Here is a 23,446-nt window from a genome sequence, read left to right on the forward strand (position 1 = left end):
CATCAATTTGGTATCTGTTGCAACACAAATTCTTCCACCCGATCAAGTCCTTCTTCAGTACGAAGATTGGTAAAGCACCAGGGTCGATTCCTCCGCATCCTTAATGTGTCCTGTTCCATGACTCCGAGGTCAGCACCAACGAAAGAGGCCAGATCGATCTTGTTAATGACTAATAAATCAGACCGTGTAATTCCAGGTCCACCTTTACGAGGAATCTTGTCTCCAGCCGCTACATCAATCACGTAGATACAAAGATCGACAAGTTCAGGACTAAAACTGGCCGCAAGATTGTCTCCACCGCTTTCAACCATCACCAGATCAAGTCCAGGGAATTGATGCTCCAGTTCACTCACAGCAGCTCGATTGATGGAGCAGTCTTCTCGTATCGCCGTATGGGGGCACCCCCCGGTTTCAACCCCACGGATACGCTCAGGCTCCAATGCACCTGAGCGCGTGAGGAATTGAGCATCCTCTTGCGTGTAGATGTCATTGGTCACAACTGCTAATTGCAGGCGATCGCGCAATCTCCTGCAAAGCGCTTGCACGAGCGCTGTCTTGCCTGAGCCCACCGGACCGGCGACACCAAGCCTGAGTTTGCTGCTCATCAGCTCCGGAACAAACGTGAATACAAGTCAGCATGAGCCAACTGGGCGAGCCCTGCACCAACACCACCACACCAAAGCGTGTGCGGATCTTGATCCTTTAAAACACTCGCCTGATCACGAATCATCGGCAACAGTCGCTGCTGAATCCGTTGAGCCGTGGTGGGACCCAGCGGCACCAAGCGGACCGCCGCACTGAGCTGATTTGCAACCCAGCCATAGAGATAACCCTCAACCATCTCCAACTCAGAAATCTTCCACGACAGGGCAGCCCAAGCCCAGGCCGCAGGCCACGCCAAAACCAATGGCTGAGGCAATGGATGCCCAAGATCAGCCATCAATTTCAGCAAAGAACCACCCATCTGTCCTTGCTGAGCTCGCATCTCAGCCGACTCCCTCAAAGCCAGCAACCACCCATCGAGACTGATCAAGTCACTAGGCATTTCTAACCGTTTTTCCTCCCAGCTTTGAAGCTGAACACGCAACGGGGTTAGCGCCGCAGCCTCCAACCTCAATGCACCCCTCTGAAGCTCAGCTTCAATCCACTGTTGAAGATCGAATTCGTTGATCAAAGAACCATCCTGGATCAAGACTTCAAGACCTTCCGAATAACTAAAAGCACCAACAGGCAAAGCAGGGCTTACCAACTGCAATAACGCAAGCGATGTCATGCGTGCTGATGGGCAATGTAAGCACCGCCTTCCGGCATGAAGGAACGACAACACCGTGTCAGCTTCAATCCACGACCCTTAAGCATGGTTTCGAGTACGGAGTCATTCAGTAACAACAGCTCATCCTCATGCAACTCAAGTGCCACATGGCGATTCCCTAGGTGATAGGCAGCCTCCAGCAATGCCAGCGGCGTTGCTGCTTCCACCCGCAACAACTCCTCAAGAGCAGCGGTTACCAAAACATGCACCTGCTCATGCGCATCGGTGAGGCGATCACCAGGCATCAAGGCTCGCTCGCGCGGCAGCTGCAACAACACGTCTCGACCACAAGCAGTTCGACGACGTCCACGCAGCACAGTGCGCTGATCCGCGCTCAACGGCAACTCCATCACAGCGAGGGAGCCGTTCGGCCACGGCTCTTCAGACAAGAGGCGATGGTCCAACACGGTCAAGCCAACATCCAAGGGTTCAGACAACCAACGAGATCACGCCACAAAGACTGCCCAAACAGCACGCCATCATTTGGTAGTCCTTGTTACAGAGCTGAGGAGAGTTGGCGTCGAGCGTGCGTTGATGCAACGACTTGATCCATGGCACGGCACCTGCAACCTGCAGTTTGTTGCGGGCAGCAGTGGCAGTCAATTTCAAGGGGGCTGTACCGCCCCCTTGAAATTAATGCGGGCCGAACGGGGCGAGAACGGGCGTTGCGAGCTGCCACTACTTCATACCGCTGGTGGCCTTGTGGGGGGAGACCAATTGAGCATCAACCTCGGCTTAAGACCAAACAGTCGCTGCTTACTCACAAGCGTGGCCGCGCAAAAGATCTATGGATCCATAGGTCGAAGCCAGCTCCATCCGCTGGGAACTTGGGCCCGCCAACAGGTCTCGGCAGAGCTTGATGCGGATAGTGATTTGGAATGGCTTCCGCAAGAACTTGTGCTCTATGCCGATGCTTTGTTTGAACAAAACCTCAGCGTCACATTGCCCATGGATGGATCCTTTCTCAGCGCTGAAATTGTGCGTCTCGGACGCACTGCCGCAAACGAAACATTGGGACAGGGATGCTGGAGATCAGACGTTCAAATCCAACGCCAAACGTCTGAGGGAAGGCGTTGGGAACTTGTTGACAGACTCGAAATCAGCGACGACGCGCTGAAGGGGTTCCATGGACTCAATCAACAACCTGTCTTCGGCACCTTGGTTTGGGCTGCACCCTTCCCTCTCCAAACAACCAAGATCAACAACCTCCTCGATGACATTCGCCAAGATCGAAAGGCTCTCGAAGGACAGATGCATTGCGGCGCACTCCCTCAGGGACTGATCGCCCGATACAGCGGCTTCTCCAGTCGAGATGCCCGTTTCTGGTTCAGCAGGATTTGGGCTCGCACCCGTCAAGCGCGAAACCTGGCATCGCCAAAGATTCCCAGGGTCTGGCCTTTACAAGAATATCCATTGAGGCCATAAGGGTTCACATTGAACATTCCGCTGCCCAAGAGCGATAGAAACTAAGAGGAGTGCAAGGTCACCATGCACCTCAGCCCCCAGGAAAAAGACAAGCTGCTGATCGTCACGGCTGCGCTCTTGGCAGAACGTCGACTCCAGCGCGGCCTCAAGCTCAACCACCCTGAAGCTGTGGCATGGCTCAGTTTCTTGGTTCTAGAGGGAGCACGCGATGGGAAGAATGTGGCCGACCTTATGCAGGAAGGCAGCACATGGTTAAGCCGCGACCAGGTGATGGAGGGCATTCCAGAGTTGGTCGATGAAGTCCAAATCGAGGCTGTATTTCCCGATGGGACCAAGCTCGTGACCCTGCATGACCCCATTCGCTAAGGCTTCTTCTGATGGCACCCCTGATCCCCGGTGAATTGTTAGCGGAACCCGGCGAACTTGAACTCAACGCCAACAGAGAGGTCACGACCCTCACCGTTGCCAACAGCGGAGACCGTCCCGTGCAGGTGGGATCCCACTTCCATTTCCAAGAAGCCAATGCTGCCTTGATCTTTGACCGTGACGCTGCACGCGGGCAAAGGCTTGACATCCCAGCCGGTACGGCCATTCGCTTCGAGCCAGGTGACAACCGCGACGTGAATTTGATCCCATTTTCTGGAGCACGCCGCGTGGTCGGCTTCAACGGAAACATCAACGGACCCCTCGACGCCTGATTCATGCCCTACCGCATTTCTCGCCAGGCCTACGCCGAAACCTATGGGCCTACCACTGGAGACCGCATTCGCCTAGCGGACACCGAACTCATCCTCGAAGTGGAAAAGGACTTCACCACCTACGGCGATGAGGTGAAATTCGGAGGCGGGAAGGTGATTCGCGATGGCATGGGCCAATCCCAAACCTCGCGGGCTGGGGGAGCCGTTGACACCGTGATTACCAATGCCCTGATTCTTGATTGGTGGGGCATCGTCAAGGCCGATATCGGCCTCAAGGATGGCCGCATTGTTGGGATCGGCAAAGCCGGCAACCCCGACATCCAGGAAGGCGTCACCATCGTGATCGGGCCGGGCACCGAAGCGATTGCTGGTGAAGGGCACATCCTTACCGCTGGGGGAATCGACACGCACATCCATTTCATCTGCCCCCAACAAATTGAAACGGCCCTCGCTAGCGGGGTGACCACACTCATGGGCGGTGGCACGGGACCCGCCACCGGAACTAATGCAACCACCTGCACCCCGGGTGCATTTCACATCGGCCGAATGCTGCAGGCAGCAGAAGGACTTCCCGTGAACCTGGGCTTTTTCGGCAAAGGAAACGCCAGCACTCCAGAAGCCTTGGAGGAACAAGTACGAGCGGGAGCCTGTGGCCTGAAGCTTCACGAGGATTGGGGCACCACACCTGCCGCGATCGATGCCTGTCTGTCCGTTGCTGACCAGATGGATGTGCAGGTTTGCATCCACACCGACACGCTCAATGAAGCCGGTTTCGTGGAAGACACCATCGCAGCCATCAAGGGACGCACGATTCATACCTTTCATACCGAAGGTGCCGGAGGCGGGCATGCGCCAGACATCATCAAAATCTGCGGAGAAGCGAACGTGCTGCCAAGCAGCACCAACCCAACAAGGCCCTACACCCGCAACACTCTCGAGGAACACCTCGACATGTTGATGGTGTGCCATCACCTTGATCCAAAAATCCCAGAGGACGTGGCCTTTGCAGAATCACGCATCCGCCGCGAAACCATTGCTGCTGAGGACATCCTTCACGACCTAGGCGCCTTCTCGATCATCGCTAGCGACTCCCAAGCAATGGGACGCGTGGGAGAGGTGATCACACGCACCTTCCAAACAGCCCACAAAATGAAGGTTCAACGCGGCGCCTTACCAGAAGACTCAAGCCGAAACGACAACCACCGCCTCAAGCGCTACATCGCCAAAGTGACGATCAACCCAGCAATCGCCCATGGCATCAGCAGTCAGGTGGGTTCCGTGGAAACAGGCAAACTCGCCGACCTCGTGCTTTGGAAACCAGGATTCTTTGGAATACGACCTCAACTTGTTGTCAAAGGCGGGTCAATCGTCTGGGCCCAAATGGGTGATGCCAATGCCTCAATCCCCACGCCTGGTCCAGTCCACGGCAGACCGATGTTTGCTGCCTTCGGAAAAGCGCTTGCACCCAGTTGCCTCACCTTCATGAGCGATGCGGCCATGAACGACAACATCCAAAGCAAACTTGGACTGAAGCGCACCTGTATTGCCGTAGAAAACACGCGTGAAGTTGGCAAAAGTGCTCTGAAGCTCAACTCTGCACTACCAAACATGAGCGTGGATCCACAGACCTATGAGGTGTTTGCCGATGGCGAGCTCCTAACCTGTGAACCAGCGGAGGTTTTGCCTCTCGCCCAACGCTATCTGCTGCTTTGAACACAACCACCCCAACCTTGCTGGTGGTGCAGCACATCGATCGAGAAGGCCCTGATCTCGTTGCGGAAATCGCACTGGAGCAAGGGATGAGCATTCACACGATTCGCCCTGATCAGGGGGAGCCTCTCCCCGACCCCATCAGCACTAAAAACACAATCGCTCTTCTACTCGGAGGACCGATGAGTGTCGGAGACCGACATCAAGAGTCGCTGGCTTGGATGCAACAGGAGTTGGACTGGCTCACTCGTTGGCATCAACACAACAATCCCGTGCTGGGAATCTGCCTTGGCGCTCAACTTTTGGCGGTCGCTGCTGGTGGCAGGGTGCAACCATTGCAGGTGGGACTACCACCTCAACCCTTGAAAGAGGTTGGCTACGGATCCATTCATTGGCTCACGAAGCCAAGTAGCGAACCACTCCTACAGGGATTACAACCCAGTGAAATAGTGCTGCATTGGCATGGTGATCGCATCCAGCTTCCTCCAACAGCAACCTTGCTGGGCTCATCACTTCATTGCCCAGAACAAGCGTTCCGAATTGCCAAACATGCGGTTGGCTTGCAATGTCACTTTGAACTGAGCAGGTCCAATCTCGAGCGCTGGATTCAAGAGGACCATGAAACTATCGTGAGCGCCATAGGGCCGGATGGGCCCGAGCGATTAAGACAAGACAATGAGAGATTCGGTGAATCAGTGCAACAACAAGGACGAATTTTGATCAGAAATACCTTGAGACTCCTTTCTGCACGCACAACCAAACCATAAACAGGCCAAATGGGCCAACAATGAAGTGACCCTTACAAGAGCTTCAAGCTGAAGCTAACACCACTTACAAATGGCTCAGGCAAATCACGCTTAGGCCTAAAAAAGAAGTATTCGAGTCCAATTTATTCAAACAATTGATCAGGAGCAGAGGACAAAAGTCAGCTCTACAGCAGCAATTTAGAAATCAGTAGCAAACAACACCTGCCAAGGTGGGCTCAAAGCGATTGGATAGGAGTGATAAACAACGATTCATGCGATGTTCAAGGAATACCAACCATCGCATGGATATGACGAGTATTTCTGCAAAAAGCAGGCTGCCCCACGTGCTGACTTGGAGCCTCTACTCAACTCGCTGGGCCAAATCGGCATGGCCGAGCTCCAACACAATCATGCCTGCGCCAGCAATCTGTTAAGACGCCTAGGAGCCACGTTCCGAATCAACGGCTCAGGAGCACATGCAGACGAACGAATCCTCCCTTTTGATCCATTACCAAGACTGATTCACAAACGAGAGTGGGTGATTCTGGAAGAGGGTTTGCTGCAACGGCTGGATGCAATTGATCATTTTTTGGCTGATATTTATGGACCACAAAATATCCTCAATGACAACGTCATTCCACGGGAAGACGTTGAAAGCTCCCAAGGCTGGCGTCCAGAAATGCAAGGTATTTCATTACCTCTGGGACGATGGTGTCACATTTCTGGACTGGACTTGATCAGGGATGGGGATGGCAACTGGCGAGTACTAGAAGACAACTTACGATGCCCTTCAGGGGTTGCTTATTTCCTCGAAAATCGTCGTGTCATGAAGCGATTATTTCCGAGTCTATTTGAAGGGCGACAAATCCAAGCAATCGATGATTACCCCTCCCATTTACTACGAACACTTCAGGATCTAGCCCCATGGAGTGAAACCCCACGGGTGGCTCTTCTCACTCCAGGAGTCTTCAACAGTGCTTATTTCGAACACAGCTACCTCGCACAGCAAATGGGAATCACACTAGTGGAAGGCAGAGACTTGATCTGCGAAAACGAACATGTATGGATGCGCAGCACAGCAGGATTACAACGTATCGATGTGATCTATCGACGAATTGATGATGATTTTCTGGACCCCAAAGTGTTCCGCCGAGATTCCGTCCTTGGAGTGCCTGGCCTCATGGACGCAATGCGCAAAGGAAACGTAGCGATCGCCAATGCACCAGGCACAGGTGTTGCCGACGACAAGCTTATTTATGCCTACGTGCCCGAGATGATTCGCTACTACCTCGACCAGGAACCAATCATCGACAACGTGCCCACTTACCTCTGTTCAAAGCCAAATGACTTGACCTACGTGCTGGAACACCTCAACTCACTCGTCGTGAAATCAGTCGCTGAAGCTGGTGGCTACGGGATGTTGATCGGCCCCCACGCATCAACAAGCGAAATCGAGGCTTTTGCCGAGAAGATCAAGGCCCATCCACGCAATTTCATTGCACAGCCCACATTGCAACTCTCGACCGTTCCCTCTCTCAGTGAGGGTGAACTCTATCCGTGTCATGTGGACTTGCGTCCATATGTTCTGCGCGGAAAAAGGAACTGGGTCAGTCCAGGTGGACTCACCCGCGTCGCCTTAAGACGTGGATCTTTAGTCGTGAATTCATCCCAAGGTGGCGGGTGCAAAGACACCTGGGTGGTGACCGATCATCACGCACCCGTTGAACATCGGGAGGCCATGCCGTGTTGAGCCGGGTCGCGGACTCCCTCTATTGGATCAACCGTTTTGTGGAGCGCGCCGAAAACATCTCTCGCTTTCTTGAAGTAAGCGAAGCAATGTCTTTAGACAATCCCAGCAGCAATGCTGAACCCTGGTTGCCATTAATCGATGCAAGCGGTGATCGCCAGCTTTTCGATCAAAGCTATCCACGTCGATCGCCACAGGATGTAAGGGGTTTTCTGCTCCTTGACCGCAACAACCCAAACAGCATTGTGAGCTGCATCTCTAATGCCCGTGAGAACGCCCGTCAGATCCGCGATGTGATCTCTACAGAGATGTGGGAACACATCAATGAACTTTTTTGGAGTCTTCAGGATGGAGAAGTCCTTTGGAGAGAACCAGACTTAGAGCAACTGCGCACGATTCGTCGTGGTTGCCAACTTTTTTATGGCATTACTGACGTCACACTCAGCCGCGATCATGCCTGGTTGTTTAGCCGCCTAGGTCGGCTCATCGAAAGGGCTGATAAAACCTCGAGAATTCTTGATGTGAAGTACTTTCTGCTGCTGCCTGACCCGAACGCAGTAGGTGGCGTGCTGGATGAGCTGCAATGGATTGCTCTTCTCCGTTCCGCTGGGGCTTATCAGATGTATCGGCAGAGCGTCCAACAAGCCATCAGTCCCACGTCGGTGGCCCGTTTTCTTCTGCTTGATCCGATTTTTCCCAGATCCGTACGGTTTTGCCTACAAGAGATCAACGACACCCTTAAGTGCATTCAACACAACCCCATTCCAGGATCACCTGACGATCTCGAATGCCTACGCGGGCAACTAGTAGCCAAGTGGAGTTACGTTCGCATCGAACCACTCATCAACCGCGGATTGCATGAAGCGATTGATCAACTGCAGAACGATCTCAATCAACTGCATGGGCTCATTCATAACAACTATTTCACCACCCCAGCTCTCACACCTCAGGACCTCTCAACCATTTCGAAAGATCCCTCATGCTCATTGAGCTAACTCACAACCTCACGTATCGATACGACGCACCGATCAGCCTTGGTGATCACCGACTGTGTCTCCAACCAAGAGGTCATGGTCATCAGCGGCTACTCGAGCACAGGCTGATCGTCTCTCCAGAACCAAGCCATCACCACGCGCTCGTAGCAGCAAGTGGAGACGAGATTCGACGGGTTCGCTTTCAAGGTACGACAAGTCATTTATGCATTGAAGCTCACAGCAAAGTGGAAACCCAAGTGGCAATGCCCCTTGAAGAATGCTTCAACCCACTCAATCCTCCGCTCCCCTATCCCCGCGGACATCTCAATCGTGACCTGCACGGTGCACTAGAGGGCTGGCTGCCTAACGGTCAGCACGATCCGTCAGCCGTCGCCCTAGCCCAAGACGCATTAATGGGCGGGAACCAGCAAACCTTGCCGTTTTTGATCCAACTGATGGGAACCATTCAAGACAGGGTGAAATACACCGAGCGACATTTAGGTCCAGCCTGGCCAGCTGGCCGAACCTTGAGAGAAAGAGTGGGCTCTTGCCGAGATTTAGCCATGTTGATGGTGGAATGTTGTCGAAGCGTTGGGCTACCAGCACGATTCACCAGCGGGTATCAACTCATCGATCCTCCTCCTGCTGACTATGACCTACATGCTTGGGCCGAAATTTATCTTCCAGGAGCCGGTTGGCGTGGTTTTGACCCAAGCGCTGGAAGTGAAATCAACGAGCGCTATATCGTCCTGGCCAGCTCATCAAAACCAGAACTAACTGCAGCTGTTTCTGGAAACTTCTCTGGCCCACCAAATACAAGCAGCACACTCAACTGGACGATCAAGGCACAAATCGCAGACGTGAAGCACGACGACACTGCGATGAAGACAGCTCAAGCAGCCTGAAGGACAGGTTCAAGACCATGCAAAAGAGGAGGTGCTGCAGCTTGTGACGTTGCTTGATAAAGCCTTGGAATCTTCAGGCTGTTGTAAACACGAAACTCTCTGTCGAGACATGCATTTGGATTTCGCATGGCCTGATTAAGAACAACAGACCCATCAGGATCCGATAAAGAGCGATGAAATGTTCCTCTTGGGATATTGAGAATGTCTCCCCCGCTTTCCAAACGAACGATGTGAAAAGGTTGCGCCCAAGCCAAATTCACCAAGTAGAAGGTTCGTCCACCACTTGCAGCGAGCAGATTGTCGTCTTGGTGAGGATGGAGATAAAATTGCCAAGCCCCACTCTCTTCAGCATCCGGCGGACTCACAGCTGGTCCACGATGTATCACTAAGTCGCGAGCATTCGAGTCAGCAATAGTGACATCAAAAAAGCGAACAGATGGGGTATCGCGAAATCGCGTGTAAGGAATAAGCTCAAACATCTCAACGAAAAATTAGTAGTTAGCTTTAACGCCTATACCTCGTTTAATCCGTAGCGGATGCCACTCATCCACCCAAATAAGCCATCTCGGCATGATGGTTTACTGGCTGCTCTAACCCACGCTGCTCACTAAAACGGTCCGACCGTACAGACCACAACTCGCTCAGAGCGTTTTGCAGCAACGAATCTGCAACATCCTCACGAAGCCACTGACGCAAATCGGTGCCTTCACTGGCAAACAAGCAGGTAAAAGCTTGACCATCGGCTGTAATCCTTAAGCGGTTGCAATCGGAACAAAAAGGCTCGCTAATGGAGGCAATCGTACCCACAATCCCACCACCATCTTGATACGACCACTGCCGACTCGTCCCAGCAACGGGTCGACCAATAGGTTGAATCGGCCAATGGCGATGAAGGAGCTGAATCATCTCCTGAGCAGGCATGACCTGATCACGGCACCAGCCATTGCGATTGCCAACGTCCATATATTCGATCAAACGCAACTGCAACCGTTGTTGCCTGGCCAAACGCGCCAATGGAATCAACTGATCATCATTGAAGCCGCGTTGGATCACGGCATTGAGCTTGAGGCCGCCTTGCGCAGGATCAAATCCAGCAGCACGAGCGGCATCAATTCCAGCCAATACCCTCGCGAACAGGGCATTCCCAGCCTCAGGGCCAGAACGCAAACCTGCCATTCGCGCGATACTTGCGCCATCTACGGCATCCAAGCTGATCGTGATGCGATCCACTCCAGCAGCTCGCAACCGTCTCGCCTTGTTGTCGTTTAGAAGAGAACCGTTGGTCGTGATAGCAACCTCTTTCAAACGGCTGAAGGGGTGAGCAGCCGTCTGCCTTCCAAGCGAAAGGGCATCAAGAAGCGGCCAAAGGCGTTCGGTGAGCAAAGGTTCACCACCGGTCAAGCGAAGAGTGTGGGCACCTAATCGGCAAGCAGCAGAAATTAAGCGCAGCTGGTCTGCGGTCGTAAGTAAACCGGGCGGCTCAATACTTTCTGGACAGCAATAAGGGCAAGACAAATTGCACCGTGCCGTTAGCGAAAGCCTCAAAACCCCAAGGGGCCTTGCAAGACGATCAGTGACTGGCGAGGGCATCGTCATGTCCCAAACGGGGCAAGATCAGCAGGGCAGTTGGCATTACGCAAAAATTCTGCTTGGAAGCCAAGAGTCCGATACGGAACCCTTTCTAGCCATTTCATCCAACTTCGCTCATCGGCAGACATTTGAAATTTGATGCTGTCTCGGTAAAGAGAGGAATTGGGATAAATACCAAACAATGGCTGAAGGGTATGACCATCGTGAGCGACTACAGCCAAAGTGGGTTGTTCGTTCCAGGCTGCAATCAAGGCAACAAGGAGCTCAGTCTCCAACCAAGGCATATCAACAGGCAGTGTTAACCAGCCTTGGGCTTCGTCCTGATCGAACATGGCGAGCATCGCAGCAAGAGGTCCCTTCCCAGGGGAAGGATCTAACTTGCAATCCACACCCTCCAGTTTTGAAACAAGCGCATGGTGACTGGGGCTCGAACTCACGACAACTGCTTCAAGACCAAGTTGGAGGCACAAATCGACAGTGTGAGTCAACCAACAGCCTCCCTTTGGATGGGGGATCAAAGCTTTATCTCGGCCCATTCGGCGACTGGAACCACCGCAGAGGACACACGCCAACAGGGTGCCCACTTGTTAGAAACCCGTCTATAGACATCATCAATCGGCACATGGAACAGTTGTGTAGCGAATACGACCATTAGGCGACAGGCAATCCCTTTATCACTCAACTGAAGTCCTCAGATCAAGTGCCATTCCGTATCTGAGACAACCATGCAAATCACAATTGGATGGTTTAGTGAATGATCGGCTTGCATATGCGCCGTTTTTTGAATCCTGAGTGCGTTTTTTAAGAGACCGGGGTTTATTCCAATTTTATTAATTCCCCATGCTTGGAGAACTCTGGTCGTTCCAGGGGAGATACCGAACTCTTCATCTCACCTGGTTCGCATTTTTTCTGACCTTTGTCGTCTGGTTCAACCTGGCGCCCTTGGCTACCACCGTTAAGGCCGATTTGGGATTAACTCTCGGTCAAATCCGCACCGTTGCCATTTGCAACGTAGCCCTCACGATCCCAGCCCGCGTTCTGATTGGAATGCTCCTCGACAAATACGGGCCTCGACTGACCTATTCCAGCCTGCTGGTTTTTTCAGTCATTCCTTGCCTGATGTTCGCCTCAGCCCAAGACTTCAATCAATTAGTTGTTGCACGCCTGCTTTTATCCATCGTGGGTGCAGGCTTTGTGATCGGGATCCGCATGGTTGCCGAATGGTTCCCACCGAAAGAGATCGGTCTAGCTGAAGGAATCTATGGCGGATGGGGCAATTTCGGATCAGCGTTCTCGGCTTTAACACTTGTAGGACTGGCCGGATGGCTCTCGTTCTCAGGCGGCTTCGAGCTGCCATCAGGCGCTGTCCTTAATTGGCGTGGTGCCATTGCTCTAACAGGGATTATTTCTGCTGTATACGGCTTTATTTATTACTTCAACGTTAGCGATACACCTCCTGGTAAGACTTATCAAAAGCCTGAGCGAACAGCAGGCTTGGAAGTCACATCGATGCGTGATTTCTGGGGTTTGCTGGGGATGAATGTACCGTTTGCCGCCATTCTCTGTGTGCTTTGTTGGCGCCTACAAAAAGTTGGCTTCCTGAATGCAGGAACCTACCCACTAGCCCTAGGGGCTGTTCTGATCTGGTTTATCTTTCAGACCTGGGGAATCATTCGCACCAATCGTGAGCTAATCATGGGTACGAAGACGTACCCCAAAGAAGATCGCTACGAATTCAAGCAGGTTGCCATTCTTGAACTCACTTACATTGTGAACTTCGGATCAGAGTTGGCCGTCGTATCGATGTTGCCAACATTTTTCGAAACCACTTTTGATCTACCCAAGGCAACCGCTGGAATCCTTGCCTCCTGCTTTGCTTTTGTGAATCTTGTCGCTCGCCCAGCTGGTGGTCTGATCTCAGACAAACTCGGCAGTCGTAAGAACACCATGGCATTTTTAACAGGAGGCCTAGGGATTGGTTATCTCGTGATGAGCATGATCAAACCTGGCACGTTCAGCGGAACGACAGGGATCATCATTGCTGTGTTGATCACCATGCTTGCCTCCTTCTTCGTTCAATCAGGAGAAGGGGCTACGTTTGCACTTGTTCCGTTGGTGAAGCGTCGCGTCACGGGCCAAGTCGCTGGTTTGGTTGGTGCATACGGCAACGTCGGAGCTGTGACTTATCTAACGATTTTTAGTCTGCTTCCGATGTGGATGGGTGGGGGTAAAGATCCTTCACCAGAAATCATCGCAGCCTCCAATAGTGCTTTCTTCCAAGTTCTGGGGGTCGCTGGCCTGATTGTTGCTTTCTTCTGCTTCTTTTTCCTCAAAGAACCTAAGGGTTCCTTCGATGACTTACATGAAGGGGAAACAGCGAGTCCTGAATTCGCCAACAACTGATTCCATATACCTATTCATAACTGCAGTGCACCCGGCGTCATTGACTCCGGGTGTTTCTAAATACCTATCTTCAAATCATGGCAGAGCAAACCACATCCATTCGCAGTCAATGTCCTTATTGCGGAGTGGGGTGTGGTTTGGACTTACAACCACCAGCAAAAAAGGGGGAGGCCGTCAGGCGAGATGCAGATGGAACCCCCATGTGGACGGCTAGAGGAGATCGACAGCATCCATCAAGTCTCGGTCAAGTTTGCATCAAGGGGGCCACAGTCGGAGAAACCCTATCGAGGGGCCGCCTGGATCAACCCCTCGGTCGAACCAGTCTTGATGATGACTTCCAACCGATCAGTTGGGATGAAGCTCTTGAGCGCATCTCAAGCCAAATCAAAACAAGCCTGGAATACAAGGGACCAGACTCCATCGCCATGTATGGCTCCGGACAATTCCATACCGAAGACTATTATTTGGCTCAAAAACTACTCAAAGGAGCGCTAGGAACTAATAATTTCGACGCCAATTCAAGACTTTGCATGAGTTCTGCCGTCGCGGGTTATACCCGCAGCTTGGGCTCAGATGGTCCCCCATGTAGCTATGAAGACCTAGACCACTGCACTGTGGCGTTTCTCATCGGAACCAACACCGCTGAATGCCATCCAGTGCTCTTTCAACGATTACTTAAACGTAAAAAAAGACATCCTGGCTCTGTCACCATCGTGGTAATTGACCCACGCCAAACCGATACCGCAAAGGCTGCTGACATCCACCTGGCGGTAGCTCCTGGGAGTGACCTTGCCCTCCTTCACGGCATCGCCCACCTGGTGATGCGTGAAAACGGACAGGACCCTACATTTATCGATAATTGCACAGACAACTACGACTCCTTTTTTGATGTCGTAGCCCGCTGGACGCCTAGACGGGTGGCCTTGTTTTGTGGCATTCCTGAAAAACGCCTACGGGAAGTCGCCCAACTTTTTCATCGTCGTGAAAAAGTCTTAAGCCTCTGGTCGATGGGAGTAAATCAACGGCGAGAAGGAACCGCCGTCGTGGGTGGAATCATCAATCTGCACTTATTAACAGGACAAATCGGCAAGGAAGGAGCCGGACCTTTTTCACTGACAGGGCAACCCAACGCCATGGGAGGCAGAGAAGCAGGTGGCCTCTCCCATCTTCTTCCTGGATATCGCCAAGTCACGAACCCAGAGCACCGCGCTGAAGTCGAGCAAACCTGGGGATTTCCCAAAGGGAAAATTTCTCCCAATCCTGGCCTAACGGCCTGGCAACAGGTCGAGGCGATGGAACGAGGAGAGCTGGATTTGTGGTGGGTCGCTGCGACCAACCCTCTCGTGAGCATGCCAGACCTTGAACGCGTAAAAACAGCGATGAAGCGCTGCCCATTAGTCGTTGTTAGTGAAGCTTATACAGACTCAGAAACATCGCATTACGCTCACCTACTTCTACCAGCTGCTCAATGGAGTGAAAAATCAGGAACCATGACCAACTCTGAACGCAGGGTTACTTACTGCCCTGCATTTAGGAATCCCAATCGAGAAAGCCGTGCTGATTGGGAGGTCTTTGCCGAGATCGGAAAGCGGCTTGGTTTTGAAAAACAATTTACATACGATTCTGCGGCTGAGGTCTATGCAGAATTCACAGCACTAACGAAAAAGCGATTATGTGATGTCTCAGGGTTAAGTCATGACGTTTTGGCCAAAGAAGGGCCACAACAATGGCCATTTCCACAAGACAGTTCACCATCTCAAGAGACAAAACGGCTCTACACCAATCAAAAGTTTTCAACCGCGAATGGACGTGCACGATTCTGTACCGACCAACCGCTTGGTCTTGCAGAACCACCCTGTGACACCTACCCACTGGTTCTCACCATTGGCAGATATCTGGGGCAGTGGCACACCATGACGCGCACCGCGAAGGTGAAGCGCTTAACAACGATGCACCCCGAACCTCTGCTTGAGATTCACCCAAAGGATGCCGATCAGTTCGCTGTTCAACATGGAGAACTCGCGGCCATCAGCTCACGCCGCGGTCAACTCACCGCTCGCGTGCTGGTCACAGACAAGATCCGAAAGGGCACGGTGTTTCTTCCGATGCATTGGGGTTTTACGCAAACTCACGCCTGTGAGGTCAATGCGCTGATGCATGACCATGCTTGCCCCATTTCGAAGCAACCTGAATTGAAAGCCAGTGCCGTCATCGTGGCCCCAGCCGTCTCAGTTATCAAACCCATCGAACAGCATGGCAATCGCCTAGATATTTTGCGGCGCATGATCATCCCAGCACTTCGTTGAAAGCAGCATCCAAGTTGTGGTGATCATGGCCAGGGCGCGCCAACTTACACAAAGCAAAACGCTCTAATTCGAACAAAGAAGCCCATTGGCTAACACTGATCTCAATCGATTTCTTTCGAGCCGATTCCTGCACAATGCTGGGTAGCTCTCCCAACACTTGCCATGGTTCATCAACCCCAATCGGCAAGTCTTTAGCCATCCCCTCTGCCATCAACCGAGTCAGAAGTCGCAAGTGCTTACGCAACTCATTCAATGCTGGTAATTCATCAGGCCAATCCACAAGCATTTGGCGCTGTTCCTGAGTGAACTCAAGCCAATGGCTCAATTTCAGCTTGACGCCGATGAGATCTAGCTTCCGGCGTACACAAAGAGGAATGCAACGCCAGTTCCCAACAAAATCTTTCTCAAACCCAAAGCAATGACTGGCTTGATTCATGCATTCAACGACATAAATTGTTCATGTTGAACCATTTATAGACATCGCTCCCGAAAATGGTCTCAATCGCAACCTCGAACTTCAACATTCAAAGAGAAGATTTTTCGAGCTTATGACCTCTTCTGTGCGTTTAGCCATTTCACTTGGACTTCTTCTTGGCTCTCTTCACGGCTGGTATACCAGCGAAGCCAATGCACATGCAGGCACGCCCTACGGCGTTAAGAATGTGAATTATCCTGGAGCTTTTCCTTCATTTGGTAGCGATTCACTCAACACGTTTCCATAGTGAGAGTCTGAATTCTTCAATTTAGGCATGAACTCTGGGGTCGTCTCTACAGGAAATCGCAGCCAAATCGCAATAGCGACGGGCTTTCTAGGAGCCTTCATTGTTGGGTCGCTTGCGGTACAAATGGTGCGAAGTCAAGTTGGGGTTGCGAGCAACGGCAATAGACCCAACGCAAAAGTGGAGCCAGTGATTGCTTCACCAGCCACCCTCTGGGCCGATATGGGATCCCGCAGCGAGTTGGTGGAGGAACTTTCGTCATCACCAGCCATCAACGCATCGCCAAAAGCCGTAGTCGATCCAGTTGTGGGATCTGAGGCAACACTGTGGTCTGCCTTAGGAAACCGCTGAACATGGAAGAAGGCCTCACTCACCTCAACACAGCAGGTGAAGTTCACATGGTTGACGTGGGTGATCGCCGTCCAACGAAACGCGAAGCAACAGCTAGGGGCTGCCTTCAAATGCAGCCAACCACGCTGGAACTGATCCGTTCCGGAAACACACCGAAAGGTGATCTCCTTGCTGTTGCGCGAGTCGCTGCCATACAGGCGGCAAAACGGACCTGGGAACTGATTCCCCTTTGCCACCAGTTACCACTCAGTGGAGTGGAAGTCACGATTGAACCGGATTCCTCACTACCGGGCCTCATCCTGTGCTGCCGGTGCAGCACAACAAACAGCACGGGTGTTGAGATGGAAGCGATGACATCAGTGTCCATTGGATTACTCACGCTTTACGACATGCTCAAGTCCATTGATCCAGGGATGACCTTGGGTCAGATCGCTCTCACCCATAAAGATGGAGGTCGCAACGGTGCCTGGTCCCGCTGAACCCTATGGGCGCGAAGGGTTACCTCTTAGCGAAGCCAGACATCGCCTTCTCGAAGACATCAGCCCGATCAATGCCCTCACAACCGTGCTTCTCCAGGAGGCGCTTGGGCGCGTCAATGCCAAGTCAATCAATGCTCCTGCCTCGATCCCAGGATTCCGAGCCTCGATCATGGATGGGTATGCCTTAGGGCAATACCATCAACCGACAGTCGGCCAGCAATGGGCTCTGCAAGGTCGATCAGCCCCTGGTTCTCCATTTAATCGGGTCTTAAACGCTGGTGAAGCCATCCGAATCTTGACCGGTGCCCCCCTCCCAGAAGGAGCAGGCTGGGTCTTGCCACAGGAATGCGTGGAGACCAGCCAAACGCAACTGACCTTGGCTGCTGAAGTTTCGGATCAACCCTGGATCCGAGCCGAAGACGAGGAATGCAAAGCCGGGGACCTATTGATCAATCCTGGCCAGCGCTTGACGCCTTCCCAGCTTGGACGTTTAGCAGGTTGCGGCATAGCCACGCTTGAAGTCCATCGCAAACCTCGCATTGGCCTCCTCATCAGCGGGGATGAGCTCGTGCCAGCCGGGCTAGAGCGACGAGCAGGAGCCATATGGGAAAGCAATAGCACCCTGCTTGAGACGATCCTGAACAGCCTCCACCAAGTGGTGCATGCAAAATGCGTGGTTCCCGACCAACCAGAAGCTTTGCGGCGGGCGTTAGCTGAGCTCAGCAACACCTGTGATGTTGTGGTGAGCACAGGGGGGATTTCAGCAGGTGACAGTGACTGGATCCGAACGCTGGTGGACGAATTAGGGCAGGTGAGTTTCTGGAAACTATTTCTGAAACCAGGGCGCCCCTTTGCCTTCGGGCACATCAAAAGCCAGAAAGGATCCGTGCCTTTCTTTGGCCTCCCTGGAAACCCAGTGGCTGCAGCGGTCACCGCCCTGCAACTGCTCTGGCCAGCCTTACAGATCTTGGAGGGTCAACAGGAGCCTGAGTACTTTCCACGCGTCAAAGTCAAACTGGCCAACGCTTTGGCTCGTCGGCCTGGCCGCCCCGAATTAGCCCGCGCTCGCTTGGAGGTCAATGCCAATGGAGAACTAATGGCGCGGGTGAGCGACTCTCAAGCCTCATCCCGCATTGGCTCCCTGGTTCAGAGCGATCTTTTGCTGGAGATTCCCGCACAAACAGGAGGGTTAGAAGCCGGCGAGAGTCTTTGGGCGCAACTCATACGATCCCGCCTCCTCTAAGAAGAAGCTCAAAGTGGCGTATTTCCGCTAACCCACGAGCCCTGTCCGTTCCTCCACTCTTTTTTCCAAAAAGGGGCCTGATGCTTAATCGCTTCAAGCAAAGCCATGCAACAACGTTGCGCAGGGCCACGGCGATCAGCCTCAACAGCCACAAGCACGATGACCTCATGAGGCGATAAGCGTCCAACCCGATGGATCACAAGCGCTCCTGTCGCACCATGCAGCATCAACAACCTTTCCGCATCCTCACGGATCAAGCTTTCGCACAGTCCTGGATAGTGCGTGAGCTCAAGCGCTTCAAGCGAAATCCCATTTTCAGCCACATCTCGAACACGTCCACTGAATGAGGCTGAAGCAGCGGCAGTTGATGACCATTCAGACAACCGAATCCAAGGATCAAAGGGTTGGCTATGAATCTCAACTGTTATTTCCAGTTTTTGCATCAACCCTTCAACCTCCAGTAAAGGGTGGAAGAAAAGCAACTTCATCCCCTATTTGAACAGGGGTAAGCGAATTCACCAACCGCTGATTAATAGAAATCTGAACAGAGGCAGGACGAGGTCCAAGTTTTAATTGATGCCAGATATCATCAGCCGTCACAACATCTTTGTCGGGAAGCAAAATACACTGTTCATCCCAACCAGCCTGATCTCGAAGCGAAGCAAACAACAACACCTGGAGTGTTCTCTCCGAAGATTTCGTCATAGCGAACAACTGCAAGTCCTGATTCGTTCTAGCGTCATCTTGCATTCGCGATTCTGGAGCTGGCCCTCTCAATTGCACTCCTCACCATTTCCGACCGCCGCACCAGGGCGGAAGACACCAGCGGTGACGCACTGGAACAACGCCTCACAGCCGCAGGTCATCAACTCAGTGACCGACGGATCTGCCCTGATGATCGCTATCAGATTCGCTCAGAACTCAGTCAGTGGATTGCCAATCCAACCGTTGATGTAGTGATAACAAGCGGCGGAACAGGCCTGACAGGCCGAGACGGGACCCCAGAAGCAGTCTCCCCATTGCTGGACAAAACCATCGACGGTTTTGGTGAACTCTTTCGCGTTCTTTCCTACGAGAGCATTGGAACGAGCACATTGCAAAGTCGTTGCCTAGCAGGCGTCGCCAATGGAACCATCATCTTTGTTCTTCCCGGTTCGTTAGATGCCGTTCAAACAGCTTGGGACCGATTGATCTCCAGCCAATTGGACGCGAACACGCGTCCCTGCAACCTCGTGCAACTATTGCCGCGATTACGGGAAGCATCTTGGAAAGCCACAGCGAATCCTGATCCGTGAATCCTGATTAGGTGATTGAGACGTTTTGCTGATTTGGGTCGTCGCTGGTGCCAAAGGAGCGGACTTCAAAATGGAATCGGCATCGTGACCGCCGCTGGCTCAGGAGCACAGGCACTCACTTGTTGGTTCACCACATCTCCCACCACCACGATGGAAGGTGAAGCAAATTGTTCTAGTCGAGTGGCCTCTGCCACCTCGCGTAGGGGTGCCTTTAGACAGCGTTGACCCACCACAGTGCCCTGCTGAACCACAGCAACAGGTGTGTCGCCGTCAAGGCCGCCAGCGATTAATTCCTCAGCAATACGCGGGAGATTATGCAAACCCATATAAATCACTAAGCCATCACTTGCGGTCGCCAAAGCACGCCAATTCACTGATGGACGACGTTTATCGATCTCCTCATGACCGGTCACAAAGGTGACCGACGAGCCTGCTCGTCGGTGCGTCACCGGTATTCCGGCATAAGCGGGAGCCGCAATCCCGGCCGTCACGCCAGGCACAACCTCGACTGCAACGCCATGGGAAACCAGATGGGCTGCTTCCTCTCCACCACGGCCAAACAGGAAGGGATCTCCACCTTTTAAGCGCACAACCGTTTTATAGCGCTGACCCAAGGCCACCAACACTGAGTTGGTACTGGGCTGAGGCACGGAATGGTGCCCTCGGCGCTTGCCGACAAAGTGTCGCTCACAGGTCTCGGGAACAAGTTCGAGAACCTCACTTGGAACCAATGAGTCGTAGACGAGGGCATCACAACATTGCAGTAGGCGATGAGCTTTCACGGTGAGCAGATCAGGATCGCCTGGTCCAGCTCCAACGAGATACACAGTGCCCGTCATGGTCGAGTCAGTCACGGCAATAGGGCAAGACAATGAATAAGTCCCTGACGAAGCTGGGGATTTTCAAGGAGGGATGGCAGGCCACCAACCTGACGCAACGCCTCAGACATCCGATTGGGCGCTAACGAAAGAGGTAATGGAACCACGTTGGGATGGTCGATAGCAAACTGGTCCCAGACATCAAACGGCACCACAGGCAAGTCAAAACGAGCCTGAATTGAAGCCAGGAAACGATCAGACAGCCCTGGCCTCAATGGATGATGAACCAAAGCCATAGAAGGATGCTTCGCAGCAACATCCGCAATCCAACACGACATGAGACCCCACCAACAATCCCAAGCGCCAAGAAAAGGAAGCGACTTCACAACAACACCCTCAGCCTTCAAGCGCTCACGAATCAGCGGCACGTCACTGCGTGCATGACTGCCAGGCAGTAGGAGCAGAGGGACAAGCCACTGGCTATCGCACTGCACAGGCGATGGATGCTCTGCAGTCAGCACTTCCAATTCAACTGGGGCCGTTCGGCGCTCAGCCACAGCATCCACAATCTGCTGCAAGCAAGGGGATATCAATCCACCTGAACGTCCATGGATCACAAGACGAAGGGCAGTTCCACCACTCAATTCGCCACGTTTCCGTAACAACGGCCACGGATCTGAAGCCCCTGGAACTGATCTAGTCAGGTGGTTTTCATTCATGCATGCATGACTAACTACCGCAGAAGGCATTCTCGCGCTCCCATGCAGTCCACTGCTCGCAGCAACCGAGCACCAAAGCGATTTAAAAACGATTTTGATCGCGATTTAGCGGCCATGGCAAGGGTTTGGTCCATGATCCGCCATGGTGCCGTTCGCTGGATCGGAGAAATAGGCCGCCAATACTGATTCAATTCTCTGCCGTTAAGGAGGGGTTAATCGAGCCAGAAACCGCAGAACTTCTTTGTAGCAAATCAAACAAAAATGCGAGTCCGTAGACGCTGATTTGGTTCCAACCGATACCGAAAGATCACACCACAGATCGCTATAAACCTTTTCTCAGCACGAACATTTCTGATGTGCTGGAAATCTCGCTAACTGACGAATTCCTGTACCAGGGCATCAGCACTATGAGCATTCAAGTCCCCACAAGACCATTCCTAGAAAACAAGAAGCTCAATAAAATTGAGCAGAATAAAGCAGCAAAGGATGGGTTACTCGTTGGCAACGAGATTGAAGAGTTTGCGAGAGTTGGCTGGGAAGAAGTCGATGAAACCGATCTTCAGCTTCGTCTTAAATGGTATGGAATGTTTTGGCGTCCCAAAACACCAGGCAAGTTCATGCTTCGCTTGCGAGTCCCCAATGGCGTCATTAATCATCAGCAGCTTCGGGTTGTGGCCTCAATCGTGGAGCGCTACGGCGAGAATGGAAGCTGCGACATCACAACACGCCAAAACCTACAACTGCGTGGCGTACTGCTGAATGATTTACCAGATATTCTCAAGCGACTGAAGGACGTTGGACTGAGCTCAATCCAATCAGGCTTTGATAATCCAAGAAATGTAACCGGCAATCCGCTTGCAGGCATTGATCCAAACGAAATCATCGATACACGACCTTTCACCACTGAACTTCAGGACTTTCTGACAAACCATTGTGAAGGAAATCCAGAGTTCTCCAACCTCCCTCGAAAATGGAATACAGCTGTTGCTGGGGCAAAAGACAACTTTCTACTCCACAACGACATCGTCTTTCACCCTGTTGAACGGGATGGTGTTTTGGGTTTCGGCGTATGGATCGGAGGAATTCTCTCATCACAAATGAATGCATATGCCATCCCCCTGAATGCTTGGGTGAAGCAGGATGAAATTTGCAGAATGACCGATTGCGTCATTCGCCTCTGGCGTGACAACGGCGAACGAAACAAGCGCCCCAAAGGCCGCTTCCGCATGTATCTCGACCAGCTCGGTATCGACGCGTTCAGAAGTGAAGTGGAAAGCCTCTTTGGTCCTCTCATAGAGGATCCAGGGTCAGTCTTTAACTCCACACCTCGGTCTCACTACGGAATCCACCCACAGAAAAATGCCGATGAGTTTTTCGCAGGACTGCATGTCAGCGTTGGACGACTCACAGCAACAGATCTGCACGACTTAGCCACTGCAAGTCTTGATTACGGGACTGGTGAAATTCGCCTTACAGAGGACCAGAACGTCATCATCGTGGGGCTTTCATCAGCAAATTTGGATCGTTTCAAAGCAGATCCATTGTTGCAACGCTTCCCACTTGAACCAGGTGCCATCGCCGCTGGCACGGTTTCCTGCACAGGAAACACCTACTGCAGCTTTGGTCTCACCAACACCAAAGACCAAGCCATTGCTGCTGCGAAACAACTCGATGCAGAGCTCGAATTACCCGAAGAGCTCAAAATCCATTGGACCGGTTGCCCCAATACCTGCGGGCAAGCGTTCATGGGTGCGATCGGCCTAACAGGCACCAAGGCGAAAAACAGCAAGGGCGAAATGGGTGAGGGCTACACCCTGAGCATCGGAGGATCTCAAGGCGAAAACCCTCAGATCGGGGAAGTCCAGCAAAAGGCAATCCCCGCAGAAGACATTCAAAACGTTCTTCGACAGGTGCTTATCGAACAATTCGGAGCAAAGCCTCGGGCTTAAACAGACCGAATTAGATCTACAACGTAAAACCGTGGCGCTTTGTTTTGAAGCCATGGT

General features: G+C 52.5%; 28 protein-coding genes. 17 read left to right on the plus strand and 11 right to left on the minus strand.

Features of this window, described 5'->3' with window-relative positions; all coding sequences use genetic code 11:
* Positions 1-2: 2 nt before the first annotated feature.
* Genes ureG through ureE form a run of 3 tightly spaced genes read right to left on the minus strand, consistent with a single transcriptional unit; the run spans position 3 to position 1,737 of the window.
* On the minus strand, positions 3-605 hold the full coding sequence (gene ureG / locus SYNC_RS13155; protein ID WP_011620760.1) for an urease accessory protein UreG: 603 nt from the start codon (positions 603-605) through the stop codon (positions 3-5).
* Entirely contained in the window at positions 605-1,273 is a 669-nt protein-coding gene (locus SYNC_RS13160; RefSeq protein ID WP_011620761.1) for an urease accessory protein UreF, read from the minus strand. The genes ureG and SYNC_RS13160 overlap by 1 nt, the downstream gene beginning before the upstream one ends.
* The gene (ureE, locus tag SYNC_RS13165) at positions 1,270-1,737 is read right to left on the minus strand and encodes an urease accessory protein UreE (RefSeq protein WP_011620762.1); all 468 of its coding nucleotides are present in this window, start codon (positions 1,735-1,737) and stop codon (positions 1,270-1,272) included. Before ureE ends, SYNC_RS13160 begins: the two co-directional genes overlap by 4 nt.
* 109 nt (positions 1,738-1,846) lie before the next feature.
* Here ureE and SYNC_RS13170 point away from each other — a divergent pair, with 109 nt between their 5' ends.
* The 8 genes from SYNC_RS13170 (at position 1,847) to SYNC_RS13205 (ending at position 9,517) form a co-directional block, all read left to right on the plus strand.
* The gene (locus tag SYNC_RS13170) at positions 1,847-2,737 is read left to right on the plus strand and encodes an urease accessory protein UreD (RefSeq protein WP_011620763.1); all 891 of its coding nucleotides are present in this window, start codon (positions 1,847-1,849) and stop codon (positions 2,735-2,737) included.
* A gap of 63 nt (positions 2,738-2,800) precedes the next feature.
* On the plus strand, positions 2,801-3,103 hold the full coding sequence (locus tag SYNC_RS13175) for an urease subunit gamma (protein ID WP_011620764.1): 303 nt from the start codon (positions 2,801-2,803) through the stop codon (positions 3,101-3,103).
* Positions 3,104-3,114: 11 nt separating this feature from the next.
* Positions 3,115-3,435, plus strand: a complete 321-nt coding sequence (locus SYNC_RS13180) for an urease subunit beta (RefSeq protein WP_011620765.1) — start codon at positions 3,115-3,117, stop codon at positions 3,433-3,435.
* 3 nt (positions 3,436-3,438) lie between these two features.
* The gene (gene ureC / locus SYNC_RS13185) at positions 3,439-5,148 is read left to right on the plus strand and encodes an urease subunit alpha (RefSeq protein ID WP_011620766.1); all 1,710 of its coding nucleotides are present in this window, start codon (positions 3,439-3,441) and stop codon (positions 5,146-5,148) included.
* Positions 5,145-5,912, plus strand: coding sequence for a type 1 glutamine amidotransferase (locus SYNC_RS13190; RefSeq protein ID WP_011620767.1), 768 nt, complete (start codon positions 5,145-5,147; stop codon positions 5,910-5,912). Before ureC ends, SYNC_RS13190 begins: the two co-directional genes overlap by 4 nt.
* A gap of 256 nt (positions 5,913-6,168) precedes the next feature.
* Positions 6,169-7,641, plus strand: coding sequence for a circularly permuted type 2 ATP-grasp protein (locus SYNC_RS13195; protein WP_011620768.1), 1,473 nt, complete (start codon positions 6,169-6,171; stop codon positions 7,639-7,641).
* Complete coding sequence (locus tag SYNC_RS13200; RefSeq protein ID WP_011620769.1) at positions 7,635-8,633, plus strand: alpha-E domain-containing protein; 999 nt, start codon at positions 7,635-7,637, stop codon at positions 8,631-8,633. Before SYNC_RS13195 ends, SYNC_RS13200 begins: the two co-directional genes overlap by 7 nt.
* On the plus strand, positions 8,618-9,517 hold the full coding sequence (locus SYNC_RS13205) for a transglutaminase family protein (protein WP_011620770.1): 900 nt from the start codon (positions 8,618-8,620) through the stop codon (positions 9,515-9,517). Before SYNC_RS13200 ends, SYNC_RS13205 begins: the two co-directional genes overlap by 16 nt.
* On the opposite strand, the gene SYNC_RS13210 is transcribed toward SYNC_RS13205, so the two are convergent.
* The 3 genes from SYNC_RS13210 to SYNC_RS13220 form a co-directional block, all read right to left on the minus strand.
* On the minus strand, positions 9,505-9,996 hold the full coding sequence (locus SYNC_RS13210) for a hypothetical protein (protein WP_011620771.1): 492 nt from the start codon (positions 9,994-9,996) through the stop codon (positions 9,505-9,507). The genes SYNC_RS13205 and SYNC_RS13210 overlap by 13 nt on opposite strands.
* Before the next feature lie 64 nt (positions 9,997-10,060).
* On the minus strand, positions 10,061-11,113 hold the full coding sequence (locus SYNC_RS13215) for a GTP 3',8-cyclase MoaA (RefSeq protein ID WP_041426807.1): 1,053 nt from the start codon (positions 11,111-11,113) through the stop codon (positions 10,061-10,063).
* The gene (locus SYNC_RS13220; protein WP_011620773.1) at positions 11,110-11,691 is read right to left on the minus strand and encodes a molybdenum cofactor guanylyltransferase; all 582 of its coding nucleotides are present in this window, start codon (positions 11,689-11,691) and stop codon (positions 11,110-11,112) included. Before SYNC_RS13220 ends, SYNC_RS13215 begins: the two co-directional genes overlap by 4 nt.
* A gap of 256 nt (positions 11,692-11,947) precedes the next feature.
* On the opposite strand from SYNC_RS13220, the gene SYNC_RS13225 reads away from it, so the two are divergent.
* The gene (locus tag SYNC_RS13225; RefSeq protein ID WP_011620774.1) at positions 11,948-13,510 is read left to right on the plus strand and encodes an MFS transporter; all 1,563 of its coding nucleotides are present in this window, start codon (positions 11,948-11,950) and stop codon (positions 13,508-13,510) included.
* A 77-nt stretch (positions 13,511-13,587) separates the two neighbouring features.
* Positions 13,588-15,816, plus strand: a complete 2,229-nt coding sequence (locus tag SYNC_RS13230; protein ID WP_011620775.1) for a molybdopterin oxidoreductase family protein — start codon at positions 13,588-13,590, stop codon at positions 15,814-15,816.
* Here the strand turns inward: SYNC_RS13230 and SYNC_RS13235 are convergent.
* The gene (locus tag SYNC_RS13235) at positions 15,797-16,252 is read right to left on the minus strand and encodes a nitrate reductase associated protein (protein WP_011620776.1); all 456 of its coding nucleotides are present in this window, start codon (positions 16,250-16,252) and stop codon (positions 15,797-15,799) included. The two genes, SYNC_RS13230 and SYNC_RS13235, sit on opposite strands and share 20 nt — an antisense overlap.
* 112 nt (positions 16,253-16,364) lie before the next feature.
* Between SYNC_RS13235 and SYNC_RS14880 the strand changes: the two genes are divergently transcribed.
* The 4 genes from SYNC_RS14880 to SYNC_RS13250 are packed head-to-tail and all read left to right on the plus strand — an operon-like array spanning position 16,365 to position 18,608.
* Complete coding sequence (locus SYNC_RS14880; RefSeq protein WP_167897250.1) at positions 16,365-16,538, plus strand: hypothetical protein; 174 nt, start codon at positions 16,365-16,367, stop codon at positions 16,536-16,538.
* A 27-nt stretch (positions 16,539-16,565) separates the two neighbouring features.
* On the plus strand, positions 16,566-16,886 hold the full coding sequence (locus tag SYNC_RS13240) for a hypothetical protein (protein ID WP_011620777.1): 321 nt from the start codon (positions 16,566-16,568) through the stop codon (positions 16,884-16,886).
* A gap of 2 nt (positions 16,887-16,888) precedes the next feature.
* Positions 16,889-17,365, plus strand: a complete 477-nt coding sequence (moaC, locus tag SYNC_RS13245) for a cyclic pyranopterin monophosphate synthase MoaC (RefSeq protein WP_011620778.1) — start codon at positions 16,889-16,891, stop codon at positions 17,363-17,365.
* Positions 17,349-18,608 carry a molybdopterin molybdotransferase MoeA gene (locus SYNC_RS13250; protein ID WP_011620779.1) on the plus strand — a complete coding sequence of 420 codons (1,260 nt, stop codon included), beginning with the start codon at positions 17,349-17,351 and terminating at the stop codon, positions 18,606-18,608. Before moaC ends, SYNC_RS13250 begins: the two co-directional genes overlap by 17 nt.
* An 8-nt stretch (positions 18,609-18,616) precedes the next feature.
* On the opposite strand, the gene SYNC_RS13255 is transcribed toward SYNC_RS13250, so the two are convergent.
* On the minus strand, positions 18,617-19,096 hold the full coding sequence (locus SYNC_RS13255) for a molybdenum cofactor biosynthesis protein MoaE (protein WP_193328834.1): 480 nt from the start codon (positions 19,094-19,096) through the stop codon (positions 18,617-18,619).
* The gene (locus SYNC_RS13260; protein WP_041427155.1) at positions 19,059-19,313 is read right to left on the minus strand and encodes a MoaD/ThiS family protein; all 255 of its coding nucleotides are present in this window, start codon (positions 19,311-19,313) and stop codon (positions 19,059-19,061) included. The genes SYNC_RS13255 and SYNC_RS13260 overlap by 38 nt, the downstream gene beginning before the upstream one ends.
* 59 nt (positions 19,314-19,372) lie before the next feature.
* Between SYNC_RS13260 and moaB the strand changes: the two genes are divergently transcribed.
* Positions 19,373-19,903, plus strand: a complete 531-nt coding sequence (gene moaB / locus SYNC_RS13265; protein ID WP_041426808.1) for a molybdenum cofactor biosynthesis protein B — start codon at positions 19,373-19,375, stop codon at positions 19,901-19,903.
* 65 nt (positions 19,904-19,968) lie between these two features.
* On the opposite strand, the gene cobA is transcribed toward moaB, so the two are convergent.
* Both cobA and SYNC_RS13275 read right to left on the minus strand, forming a co-directional pair.
* The gene (cobA, locus tag SYNC_RS13270) at positions 19,969-20,742 is read right to left on the minus strand and encodes a uroporphyrinogen-III C-methyltransferase (RefSeq protein WP_011620783.1); all 774 of its coding nucleotides are present in this window, start codon (positions 20,740-20,742) and stop codon (positions 19,969-19,971) included.
* Positions 20,743-20,753: 11 nt separating this feature from the next.
* The gene (locus tag SYNC_RS13275; RefSeq protein ID WP_011620784.1) at positions 20,754-21,440 is read right to left on the minus strand and encodes a DNA mismatch repair protein MutS; all 687 of its coding nucleotides are present in this window, start codon (positions 21,438-21,440) and stop codon (positions 20,754-20,756) included.
* A 42-nt stretch (positions 21,441-21,482) separates the two neighbouring features.
* Here SYNC_RS13275 and SYNC_RS13980 point away from each other — a divergent pair, with 42 nt between their 5' ends.
* The gene (locus SYNC_RS13980) at positions 21,483-21,626 is read left to right on the plus strand and encodes a hypothetical protein (protein ID WP_237699235.1); all 144 of its coding nucleotides are present in this window, start codon (positions 21,483-21,485) and stop codon (positions 21,624-21,626) included.
* A gap of 221 nt (positions 21,627-21,847) precedes the next feature.
* Positions 21,848-23,389, plus strand: a complete 1,542-nt coding sequence (locus SYNC_RS13280; protein ID WP_041426810.1) for a ferredoxin--nitrite reductase — start codon at positions 21,848-21,850, stop codon at positions 23,387-23,389.
* The last annotated feature ends 57 nt before the right edge of the window (positions 23,390-23,446 follow it).

The sequence above is a fragment of the Synechococcus sp. CC9311 genome (assembly GCF_000014585.1).
Lineage (GTDB): Bacteria > Cyanobacteriota > Cyanobacteriia > PCC-6307 > Cyanobiaceae > Synechococcus_C.